This is a genomic window from Citrobacter sp. Cpo071 (assembly GCF_030332765.1).
In the GTDB taxonomy this organism is placed as follows: Bacteria; Pseudomonadota; Gammaproteobacteria; order Enterobacterales; family Enterobacteriaceae; genus Citrobacter; species Citrobacter portucalensis.
Genome location: NZ_JAOWHE010000085.1, coordinates 137,276 through 161,419, shown reverse-complemented (window position 1 = coordinate 161,419; position 24,144 = coordinate 137,276). Strand labels below are relative to the sequence as shown.

The following is a 24,144-nucleotide window of genomic DNA, read 5'->3' as shown; positions in this document are numbered from 1 at the left end:
TTATACTAGAAACGAACCAGCGCGGAGCCCCAGGTGAATCCACCCCCGAAGGCTTCAAGCAATATCAACTGCCCAGCTTTAATACGCCCGTCGCGGACGGCTTCGTCCAGCGCGCACGGTACGGAGGCAGCAGAGGTATTACCATGTCTGTCGAGCGTCACGACAACATTATCCATCGACATACCCAGCTTTTTAGCTGTCGCGCTGATAATGCGCAGGTTAGCCTGATGCGGCACCAGCCAGTCCAGCGCAGAACGGTCGAGATTATTGGCTTCCAGCGTTTCATCAACGATGTGCGCAAGCTCGGTCACCGCGACTTTAAATACTTCGTTACCCGCCATCGTCAGGTGGATCGGGTTTTCCGGGTTCACGCGATCGGCGTTAGGCAGCGTCAACAGTTCGCCGTAGCGACCGTCAGCGTGCAGATGCGTGGAGAGAATGCCTGGCTCTTCTGATGCGCTCAGTACAACCGCACCAGCCCCATCACCGAAAATGATGATCGTTCCGCGATCGGTTGGATCGCAGGTACGGGCCAGGACATCGGAGCCAACGACCAGAGCATGCTTAACTGCGCCAGATTTAACGTACTGGTCGGCAACGCTCAGGGCGTAAGTGAAGCCAGCACAAGCGGCTGCAACGTCAAACGCCGGACAGCCTTTGATCCCCAGCATACTTTGGATCTGGCACGCCGCGCTTGGAAATGCGTGAGTGGATGATGTGGTAGCAACCACAATCAGACCAATTTGTTCTTTGTCGATGCCCGCCATTTCAATCGCACGGTTTGCGGCGGCAAAGCCCATCGTCGCAACTGTTTCATTTGGCGCTGCAATATGGCGTTCACGGATACCTGTACGAGTGACGATCCACTCATCAGACGTCTCAACCATTTTTTCCAAATCGGCGTTAGTACGCACTTGTTCAGGCAGATAGCTGCCAGTACCAATAATCTTCGTATACATGTACGCTCAGTCACTTTTTGGTTATATACCGCTACGAGCAAATCGCTGATACGGTGGCCACATTCACAAACGCACCGTTATCTGTGTGCTCGTGATTTTGCGCTTTCGCCACCGTCCAGCAGTTCGAATCCAGCTGGGTATACAGATTCCAGGCGAGCGGCAATTCGCTGAGGAACTTGTCGCTGCACCGCCTGCACTGCCTGTTCAATCGCGACTTCAAATGCTCGCTGATTGGCCGCACCATGACTCTTAATCACCGTGCCGCGCAATCCTAACAGACAGGCGCCATTATACTGGTCGGGGTTGAGGTGACTAAATCGCCTTGTCAGGCTTTTTTGTAACCAACGTTTTAATAACAGAAGCCACCACGACCGTTTTTTGCCCTCACCCTGAGATTTCAGCAGTGAAAGGAACATTCTGACAACACCTTCCATCGTCTTTAATGTGACATTACCTGTAAAACCGTCACAGACCAACACATCGGTTTTGCCAGTCAGTAACTCATTGGCTTCAAGATAGCCGATATAATTAATGGAAGGGATTGTTTTTAGCACAGCTGAAGCATCTCGAATACTGTCGAGACCTTTCGTTTCTTCTTCGCCGATGTTGAGTAACGCTACGCGAGGATTGGCAATGCCAACAACCTCTTCTGCCAGCACGGAACCCATGACGGCAAATTGCACCAACATCGTGCTATCACAATCTACGTTGGCGCCCAAATCCAGCACCACCGTTTTGCCCTTTTGCTGATGGGGTAACACCGTCACCAACGCAGGACGCTCAATCCCCTCAAGAGGTTTGAGCAATAACTTCGCAAGTCCCATGAGTGCGCCCGTATTACCGGCGCTGACACAAGCTTGTGCCTGACCTTCTTTCACGAGCTCCAGGGCAACACGCATTGAGCTTCCACGACTGGCGCGAATAGCTTGCGAGGGCCGGGCATCACTGGCAATAACTGACTGAGCAGGGATAATCTGCAGACGCGAACGTTGTTCGAAGTCAGCTTTGGCAAGTAATGGCGTGATTGTATCGGGATCCCCGACTAAAAGAAGTGTGAGTTGCGAATTAGAATTCAGTGCCTGCAATGCTGCAGGCACTGTCACGGTAGGGCCAAAATCTCCCCCCATGACATCTAACGCCAGGGTTAGACGTGTCAAGGTATCGTCGCTGCCCGGTTAGGTGTTTCCCCAGTTACCCGGGGAAAGCCTCACTAAGCTTCATCACGCGTTCACTCTTTGTCTTTCTCACCAGAAGTGGGAAAGCCATTGAGTCATGCGTGATTACTTAGCGATTACCTTACGGCCACGGTAGAAACCGTCGGCAGTGATGTGGTGACGCAGGTGTTGTTCACCAGAAGTTTTGTCTACAGACAGGCTGGTGACTGCGGTCAGAGCGTCATGAGAACGACGCATGCCACGTTTGGAACGGGTTGGTTTATTCTGTTGTACGGCCATGGACCTTACTCCTCAATTACTTACGCTTTAAGCTGGCTAATACGGCAAATGGGTTTGGTTTTTGCGCTTCATCAGGCAATTCGCCAAAGACCATGTCCGCCTCGGACACTTCACAGTGTTCAGAATCATGCACCGGAACTACCGGCAAGGAGAGGATAATCTCATCTTCAACCATTGCAAGCAGATCGATTTCACCGAATTCGTTAACCTCAATCGGCTCATACGCTTCCGGGAGTGCTTCAGCCTGCTCGTCAGAACGGACAGGACTAAAACAATATGTTGTGTGAACATGAAGTGGGAACGGTTTCCCGCAACGCTGACATTCGAGCGTAACCGATACCTTCGCATCACCGGTTATAACGGCGAGACGCTGGTTATCGATAGCGAACGACATGGAGCATTCCACATCACTGTCCACACTGACTACAGAATCGGCGACGCGCTCAACCAGATCAGAAGTATAGATACCTTCATAATCGAGGCGTTTTTGAGCCGTACGAACCGGATCAAGAGTCAGGGGTAATTTTACCTTTTGCATAGGGCGCGCATATTAACTTTGTAACGTCATATAGTCAAAGAAAAAGGCAGCCTGTGGTTGCCTTTTGCCAATAATTCGCACACATTGCGGGTCATCGACTTAAAATCGCTCAAGACAAGCCACTACAGCCAGCTTGTAGGTCGAAGTCCATAGTTTAAAATGGCTATCATCAATACGCTATATGCGAGGGAAAAAATATGCCTCAACTTATTCTTGCTTCTACCTCCCCCTGGCGTCGCGCTTTACTCGAAAAACTGGCAATCCCGTTTGAATGCGCTGCGCCAGAGGTTGATGAAACGCCGTTGCCCGGCGAAGCACCACGCCATTTAGTCTTGCGACTGGCGCAGAAAAAAGCGCAATCTCTCGCCCACCGTTACCCATCGCATCTGATTATTGGCTCCGATCAAATTTGTGTTCTTGATGGTGAAATAACCGGCAAACCATTAACTGAAGAAAATGCCCGCCAACAATTACTCAAAGCCCGTGGCAATATTGTGACGTTTTACACCGGACTGGCGCTGTATAATTCTGCGACCGGACATTTACAAACTGAAGTAGAACCTTTTGACGTCCATTTCCGTCATTTAAGCGAGGCGGAAATTGATGATTATCTGCGTAAAGAGCGCCCGCTCCATTGTGCAGGTAGTTTCAAAAGTGAAGGGTTAGGTATTGCACTCTTTGAACGCCTGGAGGGTCGTGACCCAAATACCCTGATAGGTTTGCCGCTTATCGCGTTGTGTCAAATGCTGCGGCGGGAAGAGATGAACCCGTTGAATGCCTGATTGATTTGCCTGATGGCGACGCGATGCGTCTTATCAGACCTACGGTGCATCACACAATTGTAGGCCTGATAAGCAACGCGCATCAGGCTTTACTGCGTAAAAGCTCGAGGCAGCGCTTCAATTGCTTATCCATCGGCGCTTCAATACGCATCACTTCACCCGTTCCCGGATGGGTAAATTTCAACGCTGCGGCGTGCAGGAAAAGTCGATTCAACCCCGTATCCGCCAGTTGCTTATCGAACTCACGGTCACCATAGCGATCGTCAAAAGCAATTGGATGACCGGCATACTGGGTATGCACACGAATCTGGTGCGTACGTCCGGTCACCGGGCTACAGCGCACAAGCGTGGCAAACGCATAGCGCTCTTCCACTTTAAAACGTGTTTCTGACGGTTTGCCTTCCTGGTTCACCCGCACGATACGCTCGCCGCTTTGCAGAATGTTCTTTAACAGCGGCGCCTGCACGGTTTTGACATGCGACTGCCATTGGCCTCGAACCAGCGCGAGATAGTCTTTCTGCATGCCTTTTTCACGCAGTTGTTCATGCAATGAACGCAAGGCTGAGCGCTTTTTAGCCACCAGCAAAACGCCGGAGGTATCCCGGTCGAGGCGATGCACCAGTTCAAGGAAACGCGCTTCCGGGCGCAGCGCACGTAATCCTTCAATGACGCCAAAGCTTAACCCGCTTCCGCCATGTACGGCCGTACCTGAAGGTTTGTTAAGCACCAGAATGTGGTCATCTTCATATAAAATGACGTCGGTCAGCGCAGCGACCTTTTGCAGGTTCGGTGAAATGGCCTCTTCTTCACGTTCAGCGACACGCACAGGTGGAATACGCACAATATCCCCGTCTTCGAGTTTGTACTCGGGTTTAATGCGTTTTTTGTTCACCCGCACTTCGCCTTTACGCAAAATGCGATAAATCATACTTTTCGGCACGCCCTTAAGCTGGGTGCGCAAAAAGTTGTCGATGCGTTGCCCTGCTTCGTCGGCAGTAATGGCAACTGTTTTTACGGCTGGAGTCTCTGTTTTCATGGGGGCCGATTTTAAATAGCCATCAAGATTCGCGCCACACATTTTTCTATGCTTATATTAACTGCTATACCTTATTACTTAAGTTTGACATAGCCGATTTGGTGGTTATTAAAGCAATCACTACGCGGAAGTGAAAAAACTGTGAGTAACCGGGTGATAAATGGCAAAAGTCATCTTGCTATAACAAGGTTAGCAGTGGAATAATGAGGTTGTTTCCGTGTTGAATCTTGTTAAAACAAGAACTTTTCCGGAATGACCCAATTTTGCCCGACCGATCATCAACGCAGCAATGGCGTAAGACGTATTGATCTTTCAGGCAGTTAGCGGGCTGCGGGTTGCAGTCCTTACCGGTAATATGGAAGCTTTTCTGGAGAGTAACACCCAGACTGTTCCCCTGATAATTGCGCTGTGTTTCCGTATGAAATACAGGCAACCGACACTCTGCGCCTCTTTGAGCTGACGATAACCGTGAGGTTGGCGACGCGAATAGACACGAGGCCATCGGTTCACACCCGGAAAGGCATTACTCTGCCCGCAGCTTAGTCGTCAATGTAAGAATAATGAGTAAGTTACGATGAAAAGAATGTTAATTAACGCAACTCAGCAGGAAGAGTTGCGTGTCGCCCTTGTAGATGGGCAACGTCTGTACGATCTGGATATCGAAAGTCCTGGACACGAACAGAAAAAAGCCAACATCTATAAAGGCAAAATTACCCGTATTGAACCGAGTCTGGAAGCTGCTTTTGTTGATTACGGCGCTGAACGTCACGGTTTCCTCCCGTTAAAAGAAATTGCCCGCGAATACTTCCCCGCTAACTACAACTCCCATGGTCGTCCCAACATTAAAGACGTGTTGCGCGAAGGTCAGGAAGTCATCGTTCAGATCGATAAAGAAGAACGCGGCAATAAAGGCGCTGCGCTGACTACCTTTATCAGCCTGGCGGGTAGTTATCTGGTTCTGATGCCGAACAACCCGCGCGCGGGCGGTATCTCCCGCCGCATTGAAGGCGACGACCGTACCGAATTAAAAGAAGCGCTGGCAAGCCTGGAACTGCCTGATGGCATGGGGCTTATCGTGCGTACCGCAGGGGTCGGCAAATCCGCCGAAGCACTGCAGTGGGACCTGAGCTTCCGCCTGAAGCACTGGGAAGCGATTCAAAAAGCCGCTGACAGCCGCCCTGCTCCGTTCCTGATCCACCAGGAAAGCAACGTTATCGTTCGCGCTTTCCGTGACTACTTACGTCAGGACATCGGCGAAATCCTTATCGATAACCCGAAAGTGATGGAGATGGCGCGTCAGCACATCGCCGCACTGGGTCGTCCGGATTTCAGCAGCAAAATCAAACTGTACACCGGCGAAATCCCGCTGTTCAGCCACTATCAGATCGAGTCTCAGATTGAGTCCGCATTCCAGCGCGAAGTACGTCTGCCGTCCGGCGGCTCAATCGTTATTGACAGCACAGAGGCACTGACCGCTATCGATATCAACTCCGCACGCGCAACTCGCGGCGGCGACATCGAAGAAACAGCGTTCAACACTAACCTTGAAGCAGCCGATGAAATTGCCCGTCAGCTGCGTCTTCGCGACCTCGGCGGTCTGATTGTAATCGACTTCATTGATATGACGCCGGTTCGCCACCAGCGCGCGGTTGAAAACCGTCTGCGCGAGGCCGTACGCCAGGACAGAGCGCGTATTCAGATCAGCCATATTTCTCGCTTCGGTCTGCTGGAGATGTCTCGTCAGCGTCTGAGCCCGTCTCTGGGTGAATCCAGCCATCACGTGTGCCCGCGCTGCTCCGGCACCGGTACCGTACGTGATAACGAATCACTGTCGCTGTCTATTCTGCGTCTGATCGAAGAAGAAGCACTGAAAGAAAATACGCAAGAAGTTCACGCTATTGTTCCTGTGCCAATCGCCTCTTACCTGCTTAACGAAAAACGTACCGCGGTTAATGCTATCGAAACGCGTCAGAATGGCGTGCGCTGTGTGATCGTGCCAAACGATCAGATGGAAACCCCGCACTATTCTGTGCTGCGCGTACGCAAAGGGGAAGAAACACCGACCCTGAGCTACCTGCTGCCGAAACTGCATGAAGAGGCAATGGCATTGCCGACGGAAGAAGAGTACGTCGAGCGTAAACAGCCTGAGCAACCGGCGCTGGCCACCTTCGCCATGCCTGACGTTCCGCCAGCCCCTGCTCTGCAGGAACCTGCCGCGAAAGCCGCCGCGCCTAAAGCTGCAGCAGCAACCGCAGCCGTTGCCGCACAGCCCGGTTTGATTAGCCGTTTCTTTGGCGCACTGAAGTCCATCTTCGGTGGTAGCGAAGAAGTGAAACCGGTTGAACAACCTGCGCCGAAAGCTGAAGAGAAAACCGAACGCCAGCAGGATCGTCGTAAACCGCGTCAGAACAATCGTCGCGACCGTAACGATCGTCGTGATAACCGTGATAATCGCGGTGACCGTGACAACCGTAGCGAACGTTCAGAAAACGGCGAAAACCGTGAAGATAACCGCCGTAACCGTCGTCAGTCCCAGCAGCAAAATGCGGAAGCTCGCGATAACCGCCAGCAAACCACTGATGTTGTAGACAAAGCGAAATCCGGTGATGAACAGCAGGCGCCGCGTCGCGAACGTAACCGCCGTCGTAACGATGACAAGCGTCAGGCTCAGCAGGAAGTTAAAGAGCTGAACCAGGCAGAACAACCTGTGCAGGATACCGAGCAGGAAGAGCGCGTACGTCAGCCTCAAACCCGCCGCAAACAGCGTCAGTTGACTCAGAAAGTTCGTTTCACAGACAGTCCGGCGGTTGAAGCCGAAGTGGCTACTGTTGCTGCAATCGCTGAAACTGCTGTTGCTCAACCAACAGAGCAGCCGGTACCGGCACAGCGCACCGAACTGGCGAAAGTTGATCTGCCAGCCGTCGTTGCTACTGAGCAGGAAGACAACAGCGAAGCTCGTGACTCCAACGGTATGCCGCGTCGTTCTCGCCGCTCTCCTCGCCATCTGCGCGTCAGTGGACAGCGTCGTCGTCGTTACCGTGACGAGCGTTATCCGGTTCAGTCGCCGATGCCGTTAACGGTCGCCTGCGCATCTCCTGAATTAGCGTCCGGTAAGGTTTGGATCCGCTACCCTGTTGCACGTCCTCAGGATCAGCAGGTTGAAGAACAGCGCGAACAGGAAATGGTCCAGCAGCAAGCTGCACCTGTCGCCGTAGAGCCTCAGGTTGCTGCCGCTGCCGTTGAACACATTGTGGATACCCCTGCGCCGGTTGAAGCCGTGCAACCAGAGGTTGTCGTAGCTGAGCCTCAGGCCGCCGTTGTTGAAACCACACAGGTTGAAACCACGCATCCGGAAGTGATTGCGACCCCGGTCGAGGAACAACCGCAAATTATCGCTGCATCTGATGCGCCCGTAGCAGAAGAAATCGCCGCTGAAGCCGAACCTGTGGTTGACGTTGTGACTGCACCGGTTGCCGAAGAGCCTGCAGAGGTTGTTATTCCCCAGCCAGAAGTGGTTGAAGAGATTACTGAGGTTGTGGAAACAGCGCCAGTTGTTGAAGAAGTTGCAGCGCCGAAAGACGTTGTTGCCGCGCCTGTCGTCGAAACTGAAGTCGTTAAGGCTGAAGTTGTCGCAGCCAGCGCTGATGCTGAACACCTGCACAGCCATGCAACCGCGCCAATGACCCGCGCTCCGGCACCGGAATATGTGCCAGAAGCGCCGCGTCATAGCGACTGGCAGCGTCCGGCATTCGCCTTTGAAGGCAAAGGTGCCGCAGGTGGACACAGCGCAACGCATCAAGCGACTGCGCCAGCAACACGTCCACAGCCTGTTGAGTAAGCCATAATCAATATCAAAGCCGGCCCTCGGGTCGGCTTTTTTATATCTGATCTACACCTTTCATCCCCGTCAGCTGCGGCATAACATCCTTCATTAGGGCCAGAAACTTGCGTAAGCGGGTCGGATAGTAACGCGCCCACGGATAAACCAAATGTACAGGCAACGGCGCCGCATGCCACTCAGGTAGCAACGCAACCAGACGTCCATTGGCAATATCCTCCGCCACCATCCAGCTTGAAACAATTGTCACTCCCAACCCCGCCAGCGCGGCATTTCTTGCGACATAAATACTGTCTGTGCTTAATCTGGGTGAAATATTCAGCGTGACTGGCTCATTACGCAATTGGTGCAACAACGAAACGCTATGCTGATAAAACGTGTTCACGGCAATCCAGGGCAGCGCTGATAACTGCTCAGGATGAGAAAGCTCGCCATATTGCTCCAGCAGTCCTGGACTCACCACCATACTACGGGGAACTTCAGCCAGTAAGACGGAAACCGTGGCCGGATCCACCTCAGCACCAACCCTGATCGCGCAATCAATATTATCGCTCAGAAAATCAACGGTTTTATCGTTGAGCATCCACTCTACTGCCAACTGGGGATAGCTCGAAAGAAACTGCAAAAGCGGCTCAAGTAGTTGTTGTTGCCCGAACGCATGCGGTGCGCGGACTCGCAACGTCCCCACCGGTTCATCTTCTGTGACATTAAGTCCATCTTCCAGCGCCAGCCAGGCATCAATAATCTTCTTAGCATGCTGATAGCCTCTTTCACCATCGTCGGTCAATTTCATCGCATGCGTGGTACGCATAAGCAGTTTCACACCCAGCAGCGTTTCCAGCGATTGCAGCCGTCGGCTAACGGTCGCCTGCGTCGTCCCTATCTGTTTTGCCGCTGCCGAAAGCGATCCTGCTTCGACAATACGTACAAACGTACGCATCAGCTCCACCCTGTCTATACGCTCATTTTTTATCATTTTCAGTTTCATCATACGTCTGACGTATAACTGTTTTACCACTGCGCTCGCTACCGCGCCACTCGCTTAAGGATAAAAATAGCCGCACATCCTGTGATTGAGGAATCATTTGTGAACACACATACCGCACTTTCCCGTTGGGTCATTTTTGTTCTGGCAATGGGCGCCGGATTCAGCGTGGCCGCTATCTACTACGCCCAGCCTCTTCTGCCTTTAATGGGTCAGGATCTGGCCTTAAGTCTCACCGGTATGGGGTTGGTCCCGACGCTGACCCAGGCGGGATATGCGTTAGGTATATTGTTTTTATTGCCATTAGGCGATCGTTATGACCGCCGGACATTAATCCTGCTGAAAAGCATCTCTCTTGCCGCGCTGCTGCTGGCCTGTAGCTTTACCGGTCAGTTGCATTCGCTATTACTGGTGAGCCTGCTGATGGGAATGGCGGCAACCATGGCACAAGATATTGTGCCTGCGGCGGCAATACTGGCACCCGAAGGCAAGCAGGGAAAAACGGTGGGCACGGTGATGACGGGCCTTCTGCTGGGGATTTTACTCTCACGTACCGTCAGTGGGCTGGTGGGCGAAGCGTTTGGCTGGCGCAAGATGTACCAACTCGCTGCCGTCAGCATTGCCGTAATTACCGCGATTATGTGGAAAGTACTGCCTCGCTTTACGGTCCATTCCACGTTGAGCTATCCATCATTAATGCTCTCAATGGCGCAACTTTGGCAACGATATTCCACCTTGCGCCGCGCAGCACTGGCACAAGGCTTTCTGTCCATTGCTTTTAGCGCCTTCTGGTCTACGCTGGCGGTAATGTTATCTGAGCATTACCACATGGGTAGCGCTATAGCGGGTGCTTTTGGTATCGCGGGAGCAGCCGGAGCGCTTGCCGCACCGTTGGCGGGTCATCTTGCCGATAAAGTGGGTGCGGCAAAAGTAACGCAATTGGGTGCTTTGCTGGTAACGGCATCTTTCGCTCTGATGTTTTTGTTACCCGCCCTGCCCGTTCAGGGGCAGTGGCTGCTCATCGCCCTTTCGGCGGTAGGTTTTGATCTCGGATTGCAATCCAGCCTGGTTGCCCACCAGAATCTGGTCTATAGCCTGGAGCCTCTGGCACGAGGACGATTGAACGCTCTGCTGTTTACGATGGTGTTTATCGGTATGGCGCTGGGTTCGGTTCTCGGAAGTCAGGTCTACGCCCTGGCAAATTGGGAAGGTGTCGTTGCGTTGGCTACCTTCAGCAGTGCAATTGCGTTGGTCATAAGACTGACGGGGAACCCGTCGCTTAGTAAGACGTCGGTTGCCTAAAAAAATGCCCGCTCCGGGGTGTTAAAGGAGCGGGCAGACAAACATACCCAGTTTCAAGATATGTTTCAAAACGAGGCGTTAACGATTGAGCTGGAACAACGACATTCCCTGCATATCGGTGAACGCTTTATAGGATGCCTGTAGCGCAGCCTGCTGCATGACATAAGACGAGATCGCGGCGTTCCAGTCGACATCCACCAGATTACTCATCTGCTGAGTTTGGCCTAATGCACGATCGGCACCCAGTGAATCCAGCGAGCTTAATTCACTCAGCTGCGTACCTAATTCTGCACGGACGCTCAAAACATTATTGAGTGAATTCTTTAAACCACGGTTGGTTTTATCAATGGCAGCAGCGGCGGTAGCTTTTGCAACGTCATCACCCGCAATAGGGGTTTTGAGCGCATCAATAGCGGTATCCAGCATTTTAAACAGGTTCTTTTCCTGAGTACCGCCACCAGGTTCCGGTACGGCGTTGCTTGTCAGGTTGGCGAATACTTTATCGCCAGTATGACCAATCACCATGGTTCGGGAGGCATCGACCTGTTGGGTAACGTTTGTTGTACCGCCGCTGTAAGCGCCATCTGCCTGGGCAAACGGTGCGGATTCTGTTTTATATCCACCGAAAATATAGCGACCATTACCGTCGGTACTGTTTGCCAGATTCATCAGCTGATCGCGGATCCCCTGCAGGTCGGTGGCCAGCGATGCACGGTCATCATCACTTAACGTTCCGTTCCCGGCATAAACGATTTTTTCCTGTGCAGCCTGAATTGCCGTCGTCACCTGGCTCAGAACATTCTCTTCCAGCGACACCTTTTGCGTCGCGAATGAGCGTGCCAGCGTATATTGGCTGTTCTGCGCCTGAGCCTGAGAAAGTACCACGGCCTGCGAGGCGGCAATCGGATCGTCTGATGGGTTGATCACACGTTTGCCCGTTGACATCTGCTCGCCGAACTTCATCCATTCAGCCTGAGAGTTAGTGATGCCACGCATATTCTGCTGGTACATCATCTGGGTGCTGATACGCATTGTGTCCCTCTCCCTTAGCGGATATTAATCAGTGCATCAAACAACGCATTCGCGGTCTGCAGCACTTGCGCGTTAGCCAGGTAATACTGCTGAAAACGCTGTAAATTACCGTACTCTTCGTCGAGGTTAACGCCGGAAATAGACTGTTGCTGCCGGTAAAGCTGTGTCACCACGTTGTTCTGGGTGGTGGCGCTGGTTTTCAGCGTAGCGGTTTTGTTCCCGACATCGCTTACCAGCGTGGCATATGCATCGTTGAAGGTCTTATTGCCGACAGTCGCTTTGGTTTGCAGATCTAACAGTTTCTGACCGTTACGGTTGTCGCTCTTGCCTTTATCTATGGTGGGGTCCGTATCATTTTTAGACACTTGAGCCATGGCGATTTTCGACTCATCGGTCACCATAACTTTCATATCAACGATAGCGTTACTCACGGGTTTTACAGTAAAACTGTCATTAGCTTTCGCGCCAGCATTAACGGTGATTTCCATCCCGTCAAAGGACATTTTTCCACCGGTAACGGTGGCTTTGAAGCTGGTATTATCCGCCAGGCGAGTAACCTGCCAGTCCGTCCCATCAAAAACGATTTTATAATCTGTCGCCTGCACAGCGGAGCTGTCAGTGATCTTAGCGCTTAACGATCCTGTACCCGTATTTTTCGCGTTGTTGAAGACTTCCGGGCTACCGATAGCAAAGAAATCCTTACCCTGATCGCCGTTGGCATCAAAACCTTCTTTATGCTGGGCGTTAAATGCACTGGCAAATGCAAGCGCCAGTTGACCGAGGGTATTACGCGTCTGATCCAGCTCCTGAGAACGGAAGGTGAGCAGTCCACCCAGTGAACCGGTATTCAGCAGTTTCTCCGGAATTTCAACAGCTCCGGCAACGCCATCAACGTAGGCCACGGTTGTACGATTAGGATCATCGCTGGAAGGCACTGCCGCCAGTTGACGTGCATTGCTGCCCTGCACCAGCGAATAGCCGTTGGCCATGGTCAGGTTGTAAGTGCCTCCATCCTGAATGCTGACTTCAACACCGACAATCTGATTCAGTTCACTGACCAGCTGATCGCGTTGGTCAAGCAGGTCGTTAGGAGACGCACCTGCGCCGACGCCTGTCATACGAGAAATCTGGTCGTTGAGGCTGGCAATTTGTTTCGAATAGTTGTTGATCTGATCAACGCTGGCTTTAATCGCGGTATTGACCTGCTTATCCTGATCGCGCAGATACTGGTCGGTCGTTTTAAACTGATTTACCAATCCATCAGCTTTACCGATTAGCGCCTGGCGTGCCGCCGGATCTTCGGCGTTGCTGACCAGCGTTTGCAGGCTGGTAAAAAAGTCCTGCATGGAGGTCGAAATAGAACTGGTTTTGCTGGAGAGCAGATTGTCGATTTTTGACATTTGCTCATAACGTGTCGTCAGACCGCTGCTCTGGTTCTGCGCTGCTCGCAACTGGTTAGTGATAAAGGAGTCATATTCACGTTGTACACCAGAAACATAGACACCATTGCCTACCCAGCCCCCCGCACCCAGCGTGCTGTTCGCTTGCGCCATAATTGTCGTCTGTCGGGTATATCCGGCAACGTTATAGCTGGAGATGTTGTTACTGGCAGTATTCAACGCGGCCTGCGCTGCGCTGAGTCCACTCATCGCGTTATTAATCAAGCTGGACATGGAGGTTCCTTGTAATCCTTCAATACTCGTTATTATCGGCAGCAGGTCGGTAGACTTGAGCTATTTAAAAGAGATTATCGATGTTCGTGCTGTAGGTTTTGCTCACTTTTTCACTCATCGATTTCAACTGCTGGATCATGCTGGTTAATTTTCGCGCATAGTTAGGGTCCGTGGCGTAACCCGCATTTTGCAATGCCTGCGCCCCTTGCTCGGCTGTCGCGGCAGCGGTCACTGCCGCATAGCGCGGGTTACGCGATATCAGACCGACATAATCCGACAACGCCTCAAGGTAAGAGCTATAGACGCGGAATCTGGCTTTCACCTTTTTCGCCTCACCGTTCTCATATTCAGTCGTGGTGATTTCAGTGGTTGGACCTTTCCAGCTTCCTGAAGCCTTCACGCCAAAAATGTTAAAGCTCGGTTCATCGTTCTCACGGCGAATTTGTCGCTGCCCCCATCCGGATTCCAGCGCCGCCTGTGCCAGAATCAGATGATGCGGGACGCCGCTTTGCTGGCTGGCCAGCTTAGCCGGCAGCGATAGCTGGGCGAGGAAGTCTTTACTGTCACCTGACAGTGGCTCATCATTGCTTTCCGTCGCCCGGGGGATGGCTTTGCGGACCAGTTGCGTCAATGCCTGATTTTGATAGCTGGTCACCGTTTCCAGTGAAAACTTCATCGGCACCTGCGGCGCGTCATCCGCAGGTTGCGCTTGCCCTTCAGTCATCTGCTTGACCATCATTTCAGCCAGCCCCAGACCTTTGCCTGCGGTCATTTGCTGCGCAATTTGTTGGTCATACATACTGGTATACAAGCGCGTTGAATCGCTGCTAAACACGCCATCTTTCGGCAGCGCTTCACGCATGCTTTTCAGCATCATCTGCACGAACATCCCTTCAACCTGACGGGCGACCGGACGGATATTCGCCGCCGGATCCTGACCCGCTTTCGCTTTCAGTTCGTTCAGTGATTGCGCATCCCAGGCAGCGCTGGTCAGCAGTTTGCTGTCACCAATCATTAGATGATTTCCAGTTTGGCGCGTAAGCAACCCGCGCTCTGCATCGATTGCAGAATGGACATCAGATCCATCGGCGTTGCCCCCAGCGCATTCAGCGCACGCACCACATTGTTCAGGTTGGCGCTGGAACGCACGCTTTGCAGTGAACCACCGCTCTGGCGCAGGTCAATCTGGGTTTGTGGCGTCACCACGGTTTGTCCACCACCAAACGGTGTGTCCGGTTGGCTGACGTTCGCCTGGCGGTTCACCGTGATCGACAAGTTGCCTTGTGCCACGGCACAGCTATCCAGCGTCACTTCACGGTTCATGACGACAGATCCGGTGCGCGAGTTGATAATCACTTTCGCATCCTGCGGCGTGACGTTCACCTCAATATTCTGGATATCAGCGAGGAAACGCACCTGCGAGCTGTTGCCACTTGGTACGCGAACCTGAATGGTTCGGGCATCCAACGCTGTTGCGCTACCAAAGCCACGCGCGCGGTTGATGGTGTCGGTAATCTGCTGCGCCATCGTGAAATCTTCATTATTAAGCTGCAGATTAATGGTGTTACCACCGCCGAACTGGCTGGGTAATTCACGTTCGATAATCGCGCCGTTGGTAATGCGTCCACCATTGAGCTGGTTAACCTGTACGCTACTGCCACCTGCAGCCGCGCCCGCACCGCCCACCAAAATATTCCCCTGAGCCAGCGCATATACCTGACTATCGACCCCTTTTAACGGGGTCATCAGCAGCGTACCGCCGCGCAGGCTTTTGGCATTCCCCATAGAGGAGACCACTACGTCGATGGTTTGTCCCTGACGACCGAATGCAGGAAACGACGCGGTAACCATCACCGCCGCCACATTTTTCAGCTGCATATTGGTACCAGTTGGCACGGTTATCCCCAACTGCGAAAGCATGTTATTGAGCGTTTGCGTCGTAAACGGCGTCTGTGTGGTCTGGTCACCCGTTCCATCCAGACCCACCACCAGCCCATAACCTATCAACGAGTTTTCCCGCACGCCCTGAACGCTGGTCAGGTCACGAATACGGTCAGCATGCGCAAAGGTGGTTATCAGCACCAGTACCATTCCAACAAAAGATTTAAACACTGGGTACCTCGCTTACATCGGCGACAAGTTAAGGAAGAAACGCTGCAACCAGCCCATATTCTGCGCTTCATTGATGTAGCCGTTACCGACGTACTCAATACGCGCGTCCGCAACCTGGGTTGACGGTACGGAGTTGCTGCCACTGATGGTGCGCGGGTTAACAACCCCGGAGAAGCGGATGAATTCAGTGCCCTGATTTATAGCGATCTGTTTTTCACCCACGACATGTAAGTTGCCATTCACCAGTACCTGATCGACCGTTACGGTCAGCGTACCGCTGAAGGTATTTCTGGCGTTCGCGCCGCCTTTACCGTTAAAGGAGTTACCGCCGGAGGCTTCTACGTCTGCACGTTCGTTACCGAACAATCCTTCCAGATAGCGCGGTACGGTATCAAAGCCAAAGTTTGTCTTGCCGTCGCGACTGGCGTTCGCCGAAGAGCTTTTGCTCGCGCTGACGTTTTCCTGCAATACGATGGTCAGCGTATCGCCAATATTGCGTGGACGACGATCTTCAAAGAGTGGCTGATAACCATAGTTAATCGGTTGTGCCGACTGGAAGATTGAGCCATTCGCCACCGGCGTTGGACCTGGAACTGGCTGGGCAGACGTTGCGCCCTGCACGAGCGGCGTGGCCGGGATCCAGGCACATCCTGTTAGTGAAACCACCAGCAGGGCTAAAATTGGGTATGGGTGAAGCGCGTATTTTCGCATTGCGGTCATCTTCAAAATCAGTGTGCCGGTGAGGTTTTCACCCCACCGGGCTCCACTTTAGAGTTGCGTCAGTTTTTGCAGCATCTGATCGGTGGTCGATACCGCTTTACTGTTGATTTCGTAAGCGCGCTGAACCTGGATCATGTTTACCAGCTCTTCCGCCACGTTGACGTTAGAGGTTTCAACATAGCCCTGATACAGCAGACCCGCGCCGTTCAGCCCTGGCGTGCTCTCATTCGGCGCACCGGATGACTGCGTTTCGGTGTACAGATTCTCACCAATGCTTTCCAGACCGGTATCGTTCATGAAGGTTGTCAGGTTAAGCTGCCCGACCTGAACAGGCGCCGCCTGCCCCTGTTGGGTCACGCTGACAATACCGTCACGTCCAATGGTGATACTGAGCGAGTTAGCCGGAATGGTGATGGCAGGCTGAACCTGAAAACCACCCGCCGTCACCAACTGACCGTTCTGATCCACCTGGAAAGAACCGTCGCGGGTATAAGCGGACGTACCATCGGGCAACATGACCTGGAAAAAGCCCTGGCCTTTAATCGCCACATCTTTACTGTTGTTGGTCTGCGACAGGTTACCCTGGCTGTGTAAACGCTCGGTCGCAACCGGACGTACGCCGGTACCAATCTGCAAACCAGACGGCAGTGTGGTCTGTTCAGAAGACTGTGCGCCAGGCTGACGAATCGTCTGGTACAACAGATCTTCAAATACGGCACGTTGGCGCTTAAATCCGTTGGTGCTGACGTTTGCCAGGTTGTTGGCAATCACATCCATGTTGGTTTGCTGCGCATCCAGGCCGGTTTTGGCGATCCATAATGAACTGATCATAAAATGTCCTGTATTAACTCATCGACAGCAGTTGGTTGGCGCGGCCCGCGTTATCATCCACGCTACTGATAATTTTCATCTGCATTTCAAAGCGGCGGGCGTTGGCGATCATGTCGCTCATCGCAGCAACCGGTTTAACGTTACTGCCTTCCAGCACGCCCGACATCACACGGATGCTGGGGTCGGCCTGTAACGTTGCACCGCGGGTAGCCTGCGCGGCCTGGGTCAGACGGAACATACCATCATCGCCACGTTGCACTTCAAGCCCTGTAGCCTTCACCAGCTTCAACCGTCCCACTGGCGCGACCGTATTAGCCGGATCGCCTGGGTTAAGTGCAGAAATTGTCCCGTCCGCCGCAATGGTGACTTCTGAACCTTCCGGTACGGCTATCGGTCCGGCTTCGCCAATTACCGGGTGTCCCTGAATAGTCAGTTCACCCGTTGGGCTTACCTGAATAGCGCCGTTACGGGTATATCCTTCGCTACCGTCCGCAGTCTGCACAGCCAACCAGCCATCCTGTTGCAGCGCCACATCCAGCGGGCGGGAGGTATAGTCCATCTGACCGGGCGTCATATCGGCCCCCGGCGTGGAGGCCACCACCAGCGTACGCGTTGGTAAAGACAATCCTTCTACAGGAACCGCGCGCAGTGCATTGAGCTGCGCACGAAACCCTGGCGTGGAGGCGTTTGCCAGGTTGCTGGCCGTCACCGCCTGTTGATTCAGCGTCTGACTGGCCGCGCCCATGGCGGTATAAATTGCGTGATCCATTAAGCCATCCCGTCAGGCGCTTAGCGCAGGTTGACCAGCGTGTTGAGGATCTGATCCTGGGTTTTGATGGTCTGCGCGTTCGACTGATAGTTACGCTGGGCGACAATCATATTCACCAGTTCTTTACTCAAATCCACGTTTGACGCTTCCAGCGCGCCGTTGGTCAGCTTGCCGAAGTTACCTTCGCCTGCGGTACCCAGCAGCGCCACGCCGGAAGACTGAGTCGCCGCCCAGACGTTGTCGCCCTGAGACGCCAGACCTTCGTTGTTGGCAAAGTTTGCCAGCACGATCTGCCCCAGAACCTGTTGCTGTTCGTTGGAGTAGTTACCGACCACGGTACCGTCATTGTTAATCTGGTAGCTCACCAGATCGCCCGGCTTGTAGCCGTTCTGATTCGTGGCAACGATGTTGTTGGCACCGGTGTTCTGCTGCATGGAGTTCAGGAAGCTCAGGGAGAAATTAGCGACATCTGCGCCGTTAATCTGCCCTGTATCGATTCTGATATCCTTTGGCCAGACGGCTGGAGCCGTCGGTGGTACTTCGGCTGCCGTGGCGCTAATCCCTAAAAACACACCGTTTTCGTTAAAGCGCATAAACCCGGCTGATTTTGCAGGATCGCCGGTTGAAGCATCTTGAGTGAAGACTTCCCAGGTGTTGCTCTGCGCGTTTTTGACATAAAAAATGTTCATGTCATGAGCGTTACCCTGGCTATCGAAAACGGTAACGGTGCCTTTTTTATTGTAGGAATCCGCATCGCTTGGATTAAACGGGGTCTTGGTTGGCACTTTGTCAGTGGAGTTCAGGTTGACCTGCATTGACGCAGTGGTAGTTGATTTAGCCGCCATCAGCGTATTCGGGATGGTGATCGGCGCCGGGTTCGCACCCTGCTGAACTGTTGGCGGTGTACCGGTAGCCGGATAGCCTGTCAGCTGCAGCCCCTGCATGTTAACGATATTGCGGTTTTCATCGAGCTTGAACTGACCGTTACGGCTGTAGAAAACGGAACCGTTGCTGTCTACCATACGGAAAAAACCGTTCTGGCTGATAGCAACATCCAGACCACGTCCGGTGTTGGTGGTAGTACCGTCGGTAAAGTCCTGAGTAATACCCGCAACTTTAACGCCCAAACCGACTTTCGAACCGGCAAACATATCGGCAAAAGATGCCGTGCCAGATTTAAAACCGTAGGTGGCGGAGTTGGCGATGTTGTTACCAATGACATCGAGGTTGGTCGCTGCAGCGTTCAGACCGCTGACCGCTTGAGAAAAGGCCATGACTTACTCCTGATAAGTGTGAAGGCTTAAATTATCTGCCGTACTTCGTCGAGGGTGGTGGTTCCATAGGTGCCCAGATCCAGCGTATTACCGCCGTTACTGCGAATAACGCCCTGCACCAGCGCAAACTGAAGCGGCTGGGCCACCAGTTGCGTTCCGCCATTACTGGCAGCAATTGACACGTTGTAAGAACCGCTTGGTGCATCCGTGCCATCGGTCATGGTGCCGTCCCAGGTAAAGGTATGAACGCCCGCTTTCAATCCACCAATGTCAATGGTGCGTACCACTTTGCCGTCTTTATCGGTAATGGTTGCGGTAACCTTATCTGCCGGTTGCTGCAGCTCAACGCCAAATGGTGTTGTCGTAGTTTTGGCACCTTCTTCTGTCCCTTTACCGGTCAGAATGGTCGTACCCGGGATCATGACACCGTGGCCAATCAGCGTACTGGCCTGCAGCGACTGGCTGTTGTCGATCTGCCCGGAGATTGACCCTAACGTGGTGTTCAGCTTCTCAATCCCGCTCACGGTACTGATTTGCGCCAACTGGGTAGTCAGTTCGTTGTTTTGCAGCGGGTTGGTAGGGTCCTGGTTTTTCAGTTGTGCAACCAGCAGCGTAAGAAAGCTGCTTTGCAGGTCAGCGGCGTTGCTGCCCGTCAGTGAGCTATTCCCCGTGGCGGCATTAACCCCCGTCGTGCTCGGGTCATTCATTTTTACAGCAATAGACATGTGCGCCTCCTTTACTGGCCTAGCGTCAGCGTTTTAAGCATCAAGCTTTTCACGGTGTTGAGCACTTCGACGTTTGCCTGGTAGCTACGTGAGGCAGACATGGTGTTGACCATCTCGCCAACAACGTCCACATTCGGCATTTTTACGTAGCCGTTCGCATCGGCCAGCGGATTACCGGGTTCATAAACCAGCTTATCCGGTGCCTGACTTTCAATGACGTCAGCGACTTTTACGCCACCGGTTGCCGCACCTGGCGCAGCATCTACCTGAAAAACAACCTGCTTCGCGCGATACGGCTGACCGTCGGGTCCGCTGACGCTATCCGCATTCGCCATGTTGCTGGCCGCGACGTTCAGGCGTTTAGACTGAGCCGTCAGCGCAGAACCTGCGATATCAAAAATATTTAACAGCGCCACGAATTAGTTCCCTCCTTGCAGCACGTTCATCATGCCTTTGATTTGTCCACCCAGCGCCGTCAGCCCCATTTGATATTTGAGGCTGTTGTCTGCAAATTGCGTGCGCTCCCGGTCCATATCTACCGTGTTGCCATCAAGAGATGGCTGGTCAGGAATACGGTAGAGCAGCTCCGTAGACGGCGCAGAAACGGTCTGGGCCGGAATGTGTTGTGCAGAGGTCAGCGTCAACGAAACGCCGCCGGTTTCTTCCCGTCCTCGCACCATGACTTTTTTTAATTCACTGGCGAAATCCAGGTCGCGCGCCTGATACCCCGGCGTGTCGGCATTGGCAATGTTGGCCGCCAATATTTCCTGGCGTTGGGCGCGCAAATTCAGCGCTTCCTGTTGAAAACGTAAGGCGGCGTCGAGCTTATCGAGCATATCTCCTCCGCAAATGACAAAATTCAGCCGACAGCTTAAATCCCATTACGCGCGCGTTATCGCCGGAATAAACGCAAAATGCGTCGCTATTTGTTGCGTTGATGACTGCGTCACACAGGTAAAATCCTGCCACTACCTGAAAAAGCGCGAGGTTTTGATGCAAACGTTTAAACGTGGAATAGTCGTGGCAGCACTGCTGTTCAGCCCTATGACGCTGGCGCAAGACCTGAATTCGCAGCTAACGGCATGGTTTTCCCAGCGCCTGGCCGGATTTAGCGATGAGGTGGTAGTCACTATCCGAACGTCACCAAACTTATTGCCCAACTGCGAACAACCGGCATTAAGCGTGTCCGGTAGCGCAAAACTGTGGGGCAATGTGAATGTGCTGGCCCGCTGTGCCAACGAAAAACGTTATCTGCAAGTGAACGTGCAGGCGACAGGAAACTACGTTGTTGCCGCTGCATCCGTAGCGCGAGGTAGCACCCTGACCCCAGCCAGCGTAACGCTGAAACGTGGTCGACTGGACCAACTACCGCCGCGCGCGGTGCTGGATATGAGTCAGGTGCAGGATGCAGTGAGCCTGCGCGATCTGGTGCCGGGCCAACCGATACAGCTTTCGATGTTACGCCAGGCATGGCGGATCAAGGCCGGTCAGCGCGTACTGGTTATTGCCAACGGAGATGGATTTCGGGTCAATGCCGAAGGTAAAGCGCTGAACAACGCCGCTGTCGCACAGAATGCGCGAGTGCGGATGATTTCAGGCCAGGTGGTGAGCGGCGTCGTCGATTCTGATGGGAATATTCTTATTAACCTATAATAGGTTAAAGATTTTTTAGCGTGTGCCGATAGATAAACAACCAATGATTACAGCGGGCCGCTATAGCGTAACCCCTCGATGAGGAAAAATAAAATGAGCATTGATCGTACCTCACCATTGAAGCCAGTAAGCACCGTTCAGCCGCGTGAAACCAGCGATGCGCCGGTACAAAAAGCGCGGAAGGAAAAAACCACCGCGACCACCAGCACCAGCGTCATGCTGAGCGACGCCCAGGCCAAACTGATGCAGCCCGGCAGCAATGACATCAATATGGAACGCGTGGAAGCACTGAAAACCGCAATCCGTAACGGTGAATTGAAAATGGATACCGGAAAAATTGCCGACTCGCTGATTCGCGAGGCGCAGAGCTACCTACAGAGTAAATAAAGTATGACTCGTTTGTCAGAAATACTTGACCAGATGACGACCGTCCTCAATGACCTGAAAACGGTAATGGATGCTGAACAGCAGCAGCTTTCCGCAGGGCATATCAACGGCAGCCAGCTACAACGTATTACAGAAGAAAAAAGCTCCTTGCTGGCAACCCTTGATTATCTTGAGCAGCAGCGCCGCCTGGAACATGACGCCACGCGCAGCGCCAATGATGAGATTGCTGAACGCTGGCAGACTATCACCAAGAAAACACAGCATTTACGCGACCTCAACCAGCACAACGGTTGGCTGCTGGAAGGGCAGATCGAGCGTAATCAACAAGCAATACAAGTGCTGAAACCGCACCAGGAACCAGCGTTGTATGGCGCAAACGGTCAAACCTCTGCTGCGCACCGCGGCGGGAAAAAATTCTCTATTTGATGTCAGCCTGATAACGTTTTGCTTATCAGGCCTACGCCTTTTGTAGGCCGGATACGGCGTTATGCCGCCATCCGGCATTGATCCTTTACGCCGTCCGACGCACAAACTCTTTTACTTTAAAGCCCAGTACGGCGAGTGCTGCGAAGTAAGCGGCAATACCTGCCACCACGACCGCCATCAGACGCAGCAGACGCCACAACATCGTTCCCTGCGACCAATCCGGCATGATGTAGAGCATCCCAACCAGCACCGCAGACATCACCAGCACGGAAATCACCAGACGCGCCAGGAACCAGCTCCAGCCCGGTTGTGGGGTAAAGATTTTCTGTTTCCGCAGTTGCCAGTACAGCAGTGAAGCGTTCAGACATGCCGCCAGACCAATCGACAGCGACAGCCCGGCATGCTTTAACGGCCCGATAAACGCCAGGTTCATCACCTGGGTCATAATCAGCGTCACAATGGCAATCTTCACTGGCGTTTTAATATCCTGGCGCGAGTAAAAGCCCGGAGCCAACACTTTCACCACGATCAAGCCAATCAAACCTACCGAGTACGCCACCAGCGCACGCTGGGTCATCGCGGCATCAAAGGCGGTAAATTTACCGTACTGGAACAGAGACACCGTCAGCGGTTTGGCCAGAATACCCAACGCTACGGCACTCGGTAATGCCAACAGGAAACACAAGCGCAGGCCCCAGTCCATCAGACGACAATATTCATCATGATTACCGCTGGAAAAGCTTTTGGACAGCGATGGCAGCAGGATAGTCCCCAGCGCCACGCCCAGAACACCGGACGGAAACTCCATCAGACGGTCGGCATAATACATCCATGAAACTGAGCCAGAGGCCAGAAACGAGGCGAAAATCGTATTGATGATCAGTGAAATCTGGCTGACAGATACCCCAAGGATCGCCGGGCCCATTTGCTTGACGACACGCATCGCCCCCGCATCACGGAAGTTCACGCGCGGCAGCACCAGCATGCCAATTTTCTTCAAGTGCGGAAGCTGATAAATCAGCTGTAGCACGCCGCCAACCGTAACGGCCCACGCCAGCGCCAGCACTGGCGGGTTAAAATAGGGTGCCGCAAATAGCGCGAAGCCGATCATGCTGATATTCAGAAAGGTCGGGGCAAACGCAGGAATGGAAAAGCGGTTCCAGGTATTAAGGATCGCACCAACCAGTGAGGCCAGTGAAATCAGTAGAATATAGGGAAAAGTGATCCGCAGCAGTTGAGTGGTCAGCGCAAATTTATCCGCTGTGTCGGCAAATCCCGGCGCGGTGACTAATATCACCCATGGCGCAGCCAACATCCCGGCTACCGTCACCACGGCCAGCGCCAGCGTCAACAGTCCGGAAACGTAGGCAACAAACACGCGGGTAGCATCTTCCCCCTGCTTGCTTTTGTACTCAGCAAGAATCGGCACAAATGCCTGCGAAAATGCGCCTTCGGCAAAAATTCGGCGCAACAGGTTAGGAAGTTTGAATGCCACAAAAAAGGCATCTGTCGCCATCCCTGCACCAAAGATTCTGGCGACAATCGCATCACGCGCAAAACCCAGCACACGTGAAAACATCGTCATCGAGCTGACGGCTGCCAGCGACTTTAATAAATTCATCTATGTTGTATTCCAGACTCTGAGGCA

At 53.0% G+C, this 24,144-nt stretch carries 24 protein-coding genes; 6 read left to right on the top strand and 18 right to left on the bottom strand.

Features of this window, described 5'->3' with window-relative positions; genetic code table 11:
* Positions 1–5: 5 nt before the first annotated feature.
* The 4 genes from fabH to yceD form a co-directional block, all read right to left on the bottom strand.
* A complete protein-coding gene (gene fabH, locus OGY09_RS17885) occupies positions 6–959 on the bottom strand; it encodes a beta-ketoacyl-ACP synthase III (RefSeq protein ID WP_003832181.1) in 954 nt (317 codons plus the stop codon).
* Between the two features lie 77 nt (positions 960–1,036).
* Positions 1,037–2,116, bottom strand: a complete 1,080-nt coding sequence (plsX, locus tag OGY09_RS17880) for a phosphate acyltransferase PlsX (RefSeq protein WP_071846967.1) — start codon at positions 2,114–2,116, stop codon at positions 1,037–1,039.
* A 123-nt stretch (positions 2,117–2,239) separates the two neighbouring features.
* On the bottom strand, positions 2,240–2,413 hold the full coding sequence (gene rpmF / locus OGY09_RS17875; RefSeq protein WP_003036242.1) for a 50S ribosomal protein L32: 174 nt from the start codon (positions 2,411–2,413) through the stop codon (positions 2,240–2,242).
* Positions 2,414–2,429: 16 nt separating this feature from the next.
* Positions 2,430–2,951 (bottom strand): 23S rRNA accumulation protein YceD, encoded by a 522-nt coding sequence (yceD, locus tag OGY09_RS17870; protein ID WP_003036239.1) that lies wholly within the window; start codon positions 2,949–2,951, stop codon positions 2,430–2,432.
* Positions 2,952–3,148: 197 nt separating this feature from the next.
* Here yceD and OGY09_RS17865 point away from each other — a divergent pair, with 197 nt between their 5' ends.
* Positions 3,149–3,733, top strand: coding sequence for a Maf family protein (locus tag OGY09_RS17865; protein ID WP_003832177.1), 585 nt, complete (start codon positions 3,149–3,151; stop codon positions 3,731–3,733).
* An 82-nt stretch (positions 3,734–3,815) separates the two neighbouring features.
* Here the strand turns inward: OGY09_RS17865 and rluC are convergent, their stop codons facing one another.
* The gene (gene rluC / locus OGY09_RS17860; RefSeq protein ID WP_190973160.1) at positions 3,816–4,769 is read right to left on the bottom strand and encodes a 23S rRNA pseudouridine(955/2504/2580) synthase RluC; all 954 of its coding nucleotides are present in this window, start codon (positions 4,767–4,769) and stop codon (positions 3,816–3,818) included.
* Positions 4,770–5,343: 574 nt separating this feature from the next.
* Between rluC and rne the strand changes: the two genes are divergently transcribed.
* Positions 5,344–8,607 (top strand): ribonuclease E, encoded by a 3,264-nt coding sequence (gene rne, locus OGY09_RS17855; RefSeq protein WP_032942961.1) that lies wholly within the window; start codon positions 5,344–5,346, stop codon positions 8,605–8,607.
* A gap of 40 nt (positions 8,608–8,647) precedes the next feature.
* Here the strand turns inward: rne and OGY09_RS17850 are convergent, their stop codons facing one another.
* Positions 8,648–9,595, bottom strand: a complete 948-nt coding sequence (locus OGY09_RS17850) for a LysR family transcriptional regulator (protein ID WP_080685917.1) — start codon at positions 9,593–9,595, stop codon at positions 8,648–8,650.
* A gap of 99 nt (positions 9,596–9,694) precedes the next feature.
* Between OGY09_RS17850 and OGY09_RS17845 the strand changes: the two genes are divergently transcribed.
* Complete coding sequence (locus OGY09_RS17845) at positions 9,695–10,894, top strand: MFS transporter (RefSeq protein WP_032942959.1); 1,200 nt, start codon at positions 9,695–9,697, stop codon at positions 10,892–10,894.
* Positions 10,895–10,972: 78 nt separating this feature from the next.
* Here the strand turns inward: OGY09_RS17845 and flgL are convergent, their stop codons facing one another.
* The 11 genes from flgL to flgB all read right to left on the bottom strand — a co-directional run bounded on the left by flgL (position 10,973) and on the right by flgB (position 20,866).
* Positions 10,973–11,926, bottom strand: coding sequence for a flagellar hook-associated protein FlgL (gene flgL, locus OGY09_RS17840; RefSeq protein ID WP_032942958.1), 954 nt, complete (start codon positions 11,924–11,926; stop codon positions 10,973–10,975).
* A 14-nt stretch (positions 11,927–11,940) separates the two neighbouring features.
* Positions 11,941–13,599 (bottom strand): flagellar hook-associated protein FlgK, encoded by a 1,659-nt coding sequence (flgK, locus tag OGY09_RS17835; RefSeq protein ID WP_008784364.1) that lies wholly within the window; start codon positions 13,597–13,599, stop codon positions 11,941–11,943.
* A gap of 64 nt (positions 13,600–13,663) precedes the next feature.
* Positions 13,664–14,614, bottom strand: coding sequence for a flagellar assembly peptidoglycan hydrolase FlgJ (gene flgJ / locus OGY09_RS17830; RefSeq protein ID WP_286590736.1), 951 nt, complete (start codon positions 14,612–14,614; stop codon positions 13,664–13,666).
* On the bottom strand, positions 14,614–15,690 hold the full coding sequence (locus tag OGY09_RS17825) for a flagellar basal body P-ring protein FlgI (protein ID WP_050579918.1): 1,077 nt from the start codon (positions 15,688–15,690) through the stop codon (positions 14,614–14,616). The genes flgJ and OGY09_RS17825 overlap by 1 nt, the downstream gene beginning before the upstream one ends.
* Positions 15,691–15,723: 33 nt before the next feature.
* Positions 15,724–16,422, bottom strand: a complete 699-nt coding sequence (locus OGY09_RS17820) for a flagellar basal body L-ring protein FlgH (RefSeq protein ID WP_032934415.1) — start codon at positions 16,420–16,422, stop codon at positions 15,724–15,726.
* A gap of 57 nt (positions 16,423–16,479) precedes the next feature.
* Positions 16,480–17,262 carry a flagellar basal-body rod protein FlgG gene (flgG, locus tag OGY09_RS17815; RefSeq protein ID WP_003036202.1) on the bottom strand — a complete coding sequence of 261 codons (783 nt, stop codon included), beginning with the start codon at positions 17,260–17,262 and terminating at the stop codon, positions 16,480–16,482.
* A 13-nt stretch (positions 17,263–17,275) separates the two neighbouring features.
* The gene (locus OGY09_RS17810) at positions 17,276–18,031 is read right to left on the bottom strand and encodes a flagellar basal body rod protein FlgF (RefSeq protein ID WP_003832161.1); all 756 of its coding nucleotides are present in this window, start codon (positions 18,029–18,031) and stop codon (positions 17,276–17,278) included.
* Positions 18,032–18,051: 20 nt separating this feature from the next.
* Positions 18,052–19,305, bottom strand: coding sequence for a flagellar hook protein FlgE (gene flgE, locus OGY09_RS17805; protein ID WP_032942957.1), 1,254 nt, complete (start codon positions 19,303–19,305; stop codon positions 18,052–18,054).
* A 26-nt stretch (positions 19,306–19,331) separates the two neighbouring features.
* A complete protein-coding gene (gene flgD / locus OGY09_RS17800; protein WP_003832158.1) occupies positions 19,332–20,030 on the bottom strand; it encodes a flagellar hook assembly protein FlgD in 699 nt (232 codons plus the stop codon).
* 11 nt (positions 20,031–20,041) lie between these two features.
* Positions 20,042–20,446 carry a flagellar basal body rod protein FlgC gene (gene flgC, locus OGY09_RS17795; RefSeq protein WP_003036191.1) on the bottom strand — a complete coding sequence of 135 codons (405 nt, stop codon included), beginning with the start codon at positions 20,444–20,446 and terminating at the stop codon, positions 20,042–20,044.
* A gap of 3 nt (positions 20,447–20,449) precedes the next feature.
* Positions 20,450–20,866: a flagellar basal body rod protein FlgB gene (gene flgB, locus OGY09_RS17790; protein ID WP_003036189.1), complete on the bottom strand. Its 417-nt coding sequence runs from the start codon at positions 20,864–20,866 to the stop codon at positions 20,450–20,452.
* 157 nt (positions 20,867–21,023) lie between these two features.
* Between flgB and flgA the strand changes: the two genes are divergently transcribed.
* The 3 genes from flgA (at position 21,024) to flgN (ending at position 22,496) form a co-directional block, all read left to right on the top strand.
* Positions 21,024–21,683 (top strand): flagellar basal body P-ring formation chaperone FlgA, encoded by a 660-nt coding sequence (flgA, locus tag OGY09_RS17785; RefSeq protein WP_008784358.1) that lies wholly within the window; start codon positions 21,024–21,026, stop codon positions 21,681–21,683.
* Between the two features lie 93 nt (positions 21,684–21,776).
* Entirely contained in the window at positions 21,777–22,070 is a 294-nt protein-coding gene (gene flgM / locus OGY09_RS17780; RefSeq protein ID WP_032942956.1) for a flagellar biosynthesis anti-sigma factor FlgM, read from the top strand.
* 3 nt (positions 22,071–22,073) lie between these two features.
* Positions 22,074–22,496: a flagella biosynthesis chaperone FlgN gene (gene flgN / locus OGY09_RS17775; protein ID WP_003036178.1), complete on the top strand. Its 423-nt coding sequence runs from the start codon at positions 22,074–22,076 to the stop codon at positions 22,494–22,496.
* Positions 22,497–22,581: 85 nt separating this feature from the next.
* Here flgN and murJ read toward each other — a convergent pair whose 3' ends face one another.
* Positions 22,582–24,117 carry a murein biosynthesis integral membrane protein MurJ gene (murJ, locus tag OGY09_RS17770; protein WP_003832150.1) on the bottom strand — a complete coding sequence of 512 codons (1,536 nt, stop codon included), beginning with the start codon at positions 24,115–24,117 and terminating at the stop codon, positions 22,582–22,584.
* Between the last annotated feature and the right edge of the window lie 27 nt (positions 24,118–24,144).

Coding starts and splice junctions, on each gene's coding strand:
- fabH (WP_003832181.1), bottom strand. CDS start 959: ATGTATACGAAGATTATTGGTACTGGCAGCTATCTGCCTGAACAAGTG.
- rpmF (WP_003036242.1), bottom strand. CDS start 2,413: ATGGCCGTACAACAGAATAAACCAACCCGTTCCAAACGTGGCATGCGT.
- yceD (WP_003036239.1), bottom strand. CDS start 2,951: ATGCAAAAGGTAAAATTACCCCTGACTCTTGATCCGGTTCGTACGGCT.
- OGY09_RS17865 (WP_003832177.1), top strand. CDS start 3,149: ATGCCTCAACTTATTCTTGCTTCTACCTCCCCCTGGCGTCGCGCTTTA.
- rluC (WP_190973160.1), bottom strand. CDS start 4,769: ATGAAAACAGAGACTCCAGCCGTAAAAACAGTTGCCATTACTGCCGAC.
- rne (WP_032942961.1), top strand. CDS start 5,344: ATGAAAAGAATGTTAATTAACGCAACTCAGCAGGAAGAGTTGCGTGTC.
- OGY09_RS17850 (WP_080685917.1), bottom strand. CDS start 9,595: ATGAAACTGAAAATGATAAAAAATGAGCGTATAGACAGGGTGGAGCTG.
- flgL (WP_032942958.1), bottom strand. CDS start 11,926: ATGCGTATCAGCACCCAGATGATGTACCAGCAGAATATGCGTGGCATC.
- flgK (WP_008784364.1), bottom strand. CDS start 13,599: ATGTCCAGCTTGATTAATAACGCGATGAGTGGACTCAGCGCAGCGCAG.
- flgJ (WP_286590736.1), bottom strand. CDS start 14,614: ATGATTGGTGACAGCAAACTGCTGACCAGCGCTGCCTGGGATGCGCAA.
- OGY09_RS17825 (WP_050579918.1), bottom strand. CDS start 15,690: ATGGTACTGGTGCTGATAACCACCTTTGCGCATGCTGACCGTATTCGT.
- OGY09_RS17820 (WP_032934415.1), bottom strand. CDS start 16,422: ATGCGAAAATACGCGCTTCACCCATACCCAATTTTAGCCCTGCTGGTG.
- flgG (WP_003036202.1), bottom strand. CDS start 17,262: ATGATCAGTTCATTATGGATCGCCAAAACCGGCCTGGATGCGCAGCAA.
- OGY09_RS17810 (WP_003832161.1), bottom strand. CDS start 18,031: ATGGATCACGCAATTTATACCGCCATGGGCGCGGCCAGTCAGACGCTG.
- flgE (WP_032942957.1), bottom strand. CDS start 19,305: ATGGCCTTTTCTCAAGCGGTCAGCGGTCTGAACGCTGCAGCGACCAAC.
- flgD (WP_003832158.1), bottom strand. CDS start 20,030: ATGTCTATTGCTGTAAAAATGAATGACCCGAGCACGACGGGGGTTAAT.
- flgB (WP_003036189.1), bottom strand. CDS start 20,866: ATGCTCGATAAGCTCGACGCCGCCTTACGTTTTCAACAGGAAGCGCTG.
- flgA (WP_008784358.1), top strand. CDS start 21,024: ATGCAAACGTTTAAACGTGGAATAGTCGTGGCAGCACTGCTGTTCAGC.
- flgM (WP_032942956.1), top strand. CDS start 21,777: ATGAGCATTGATCGTACCTCACCATTGAAGCCAGTAAGCACCGTTCAG.
- flgN (WP_003036178.1), top strand. CDS start 22,074: ATGACTCGTTTGTCAGAAATACTTGACCAGATGACGACCGTCCTCAAT.
- murJ (WP_003832150.1), bottom strand. CDS start 24,117: ATGAATTTATTAAAGTCGCTGGCAGCCGTCAGCTCGATGACGATGTTT.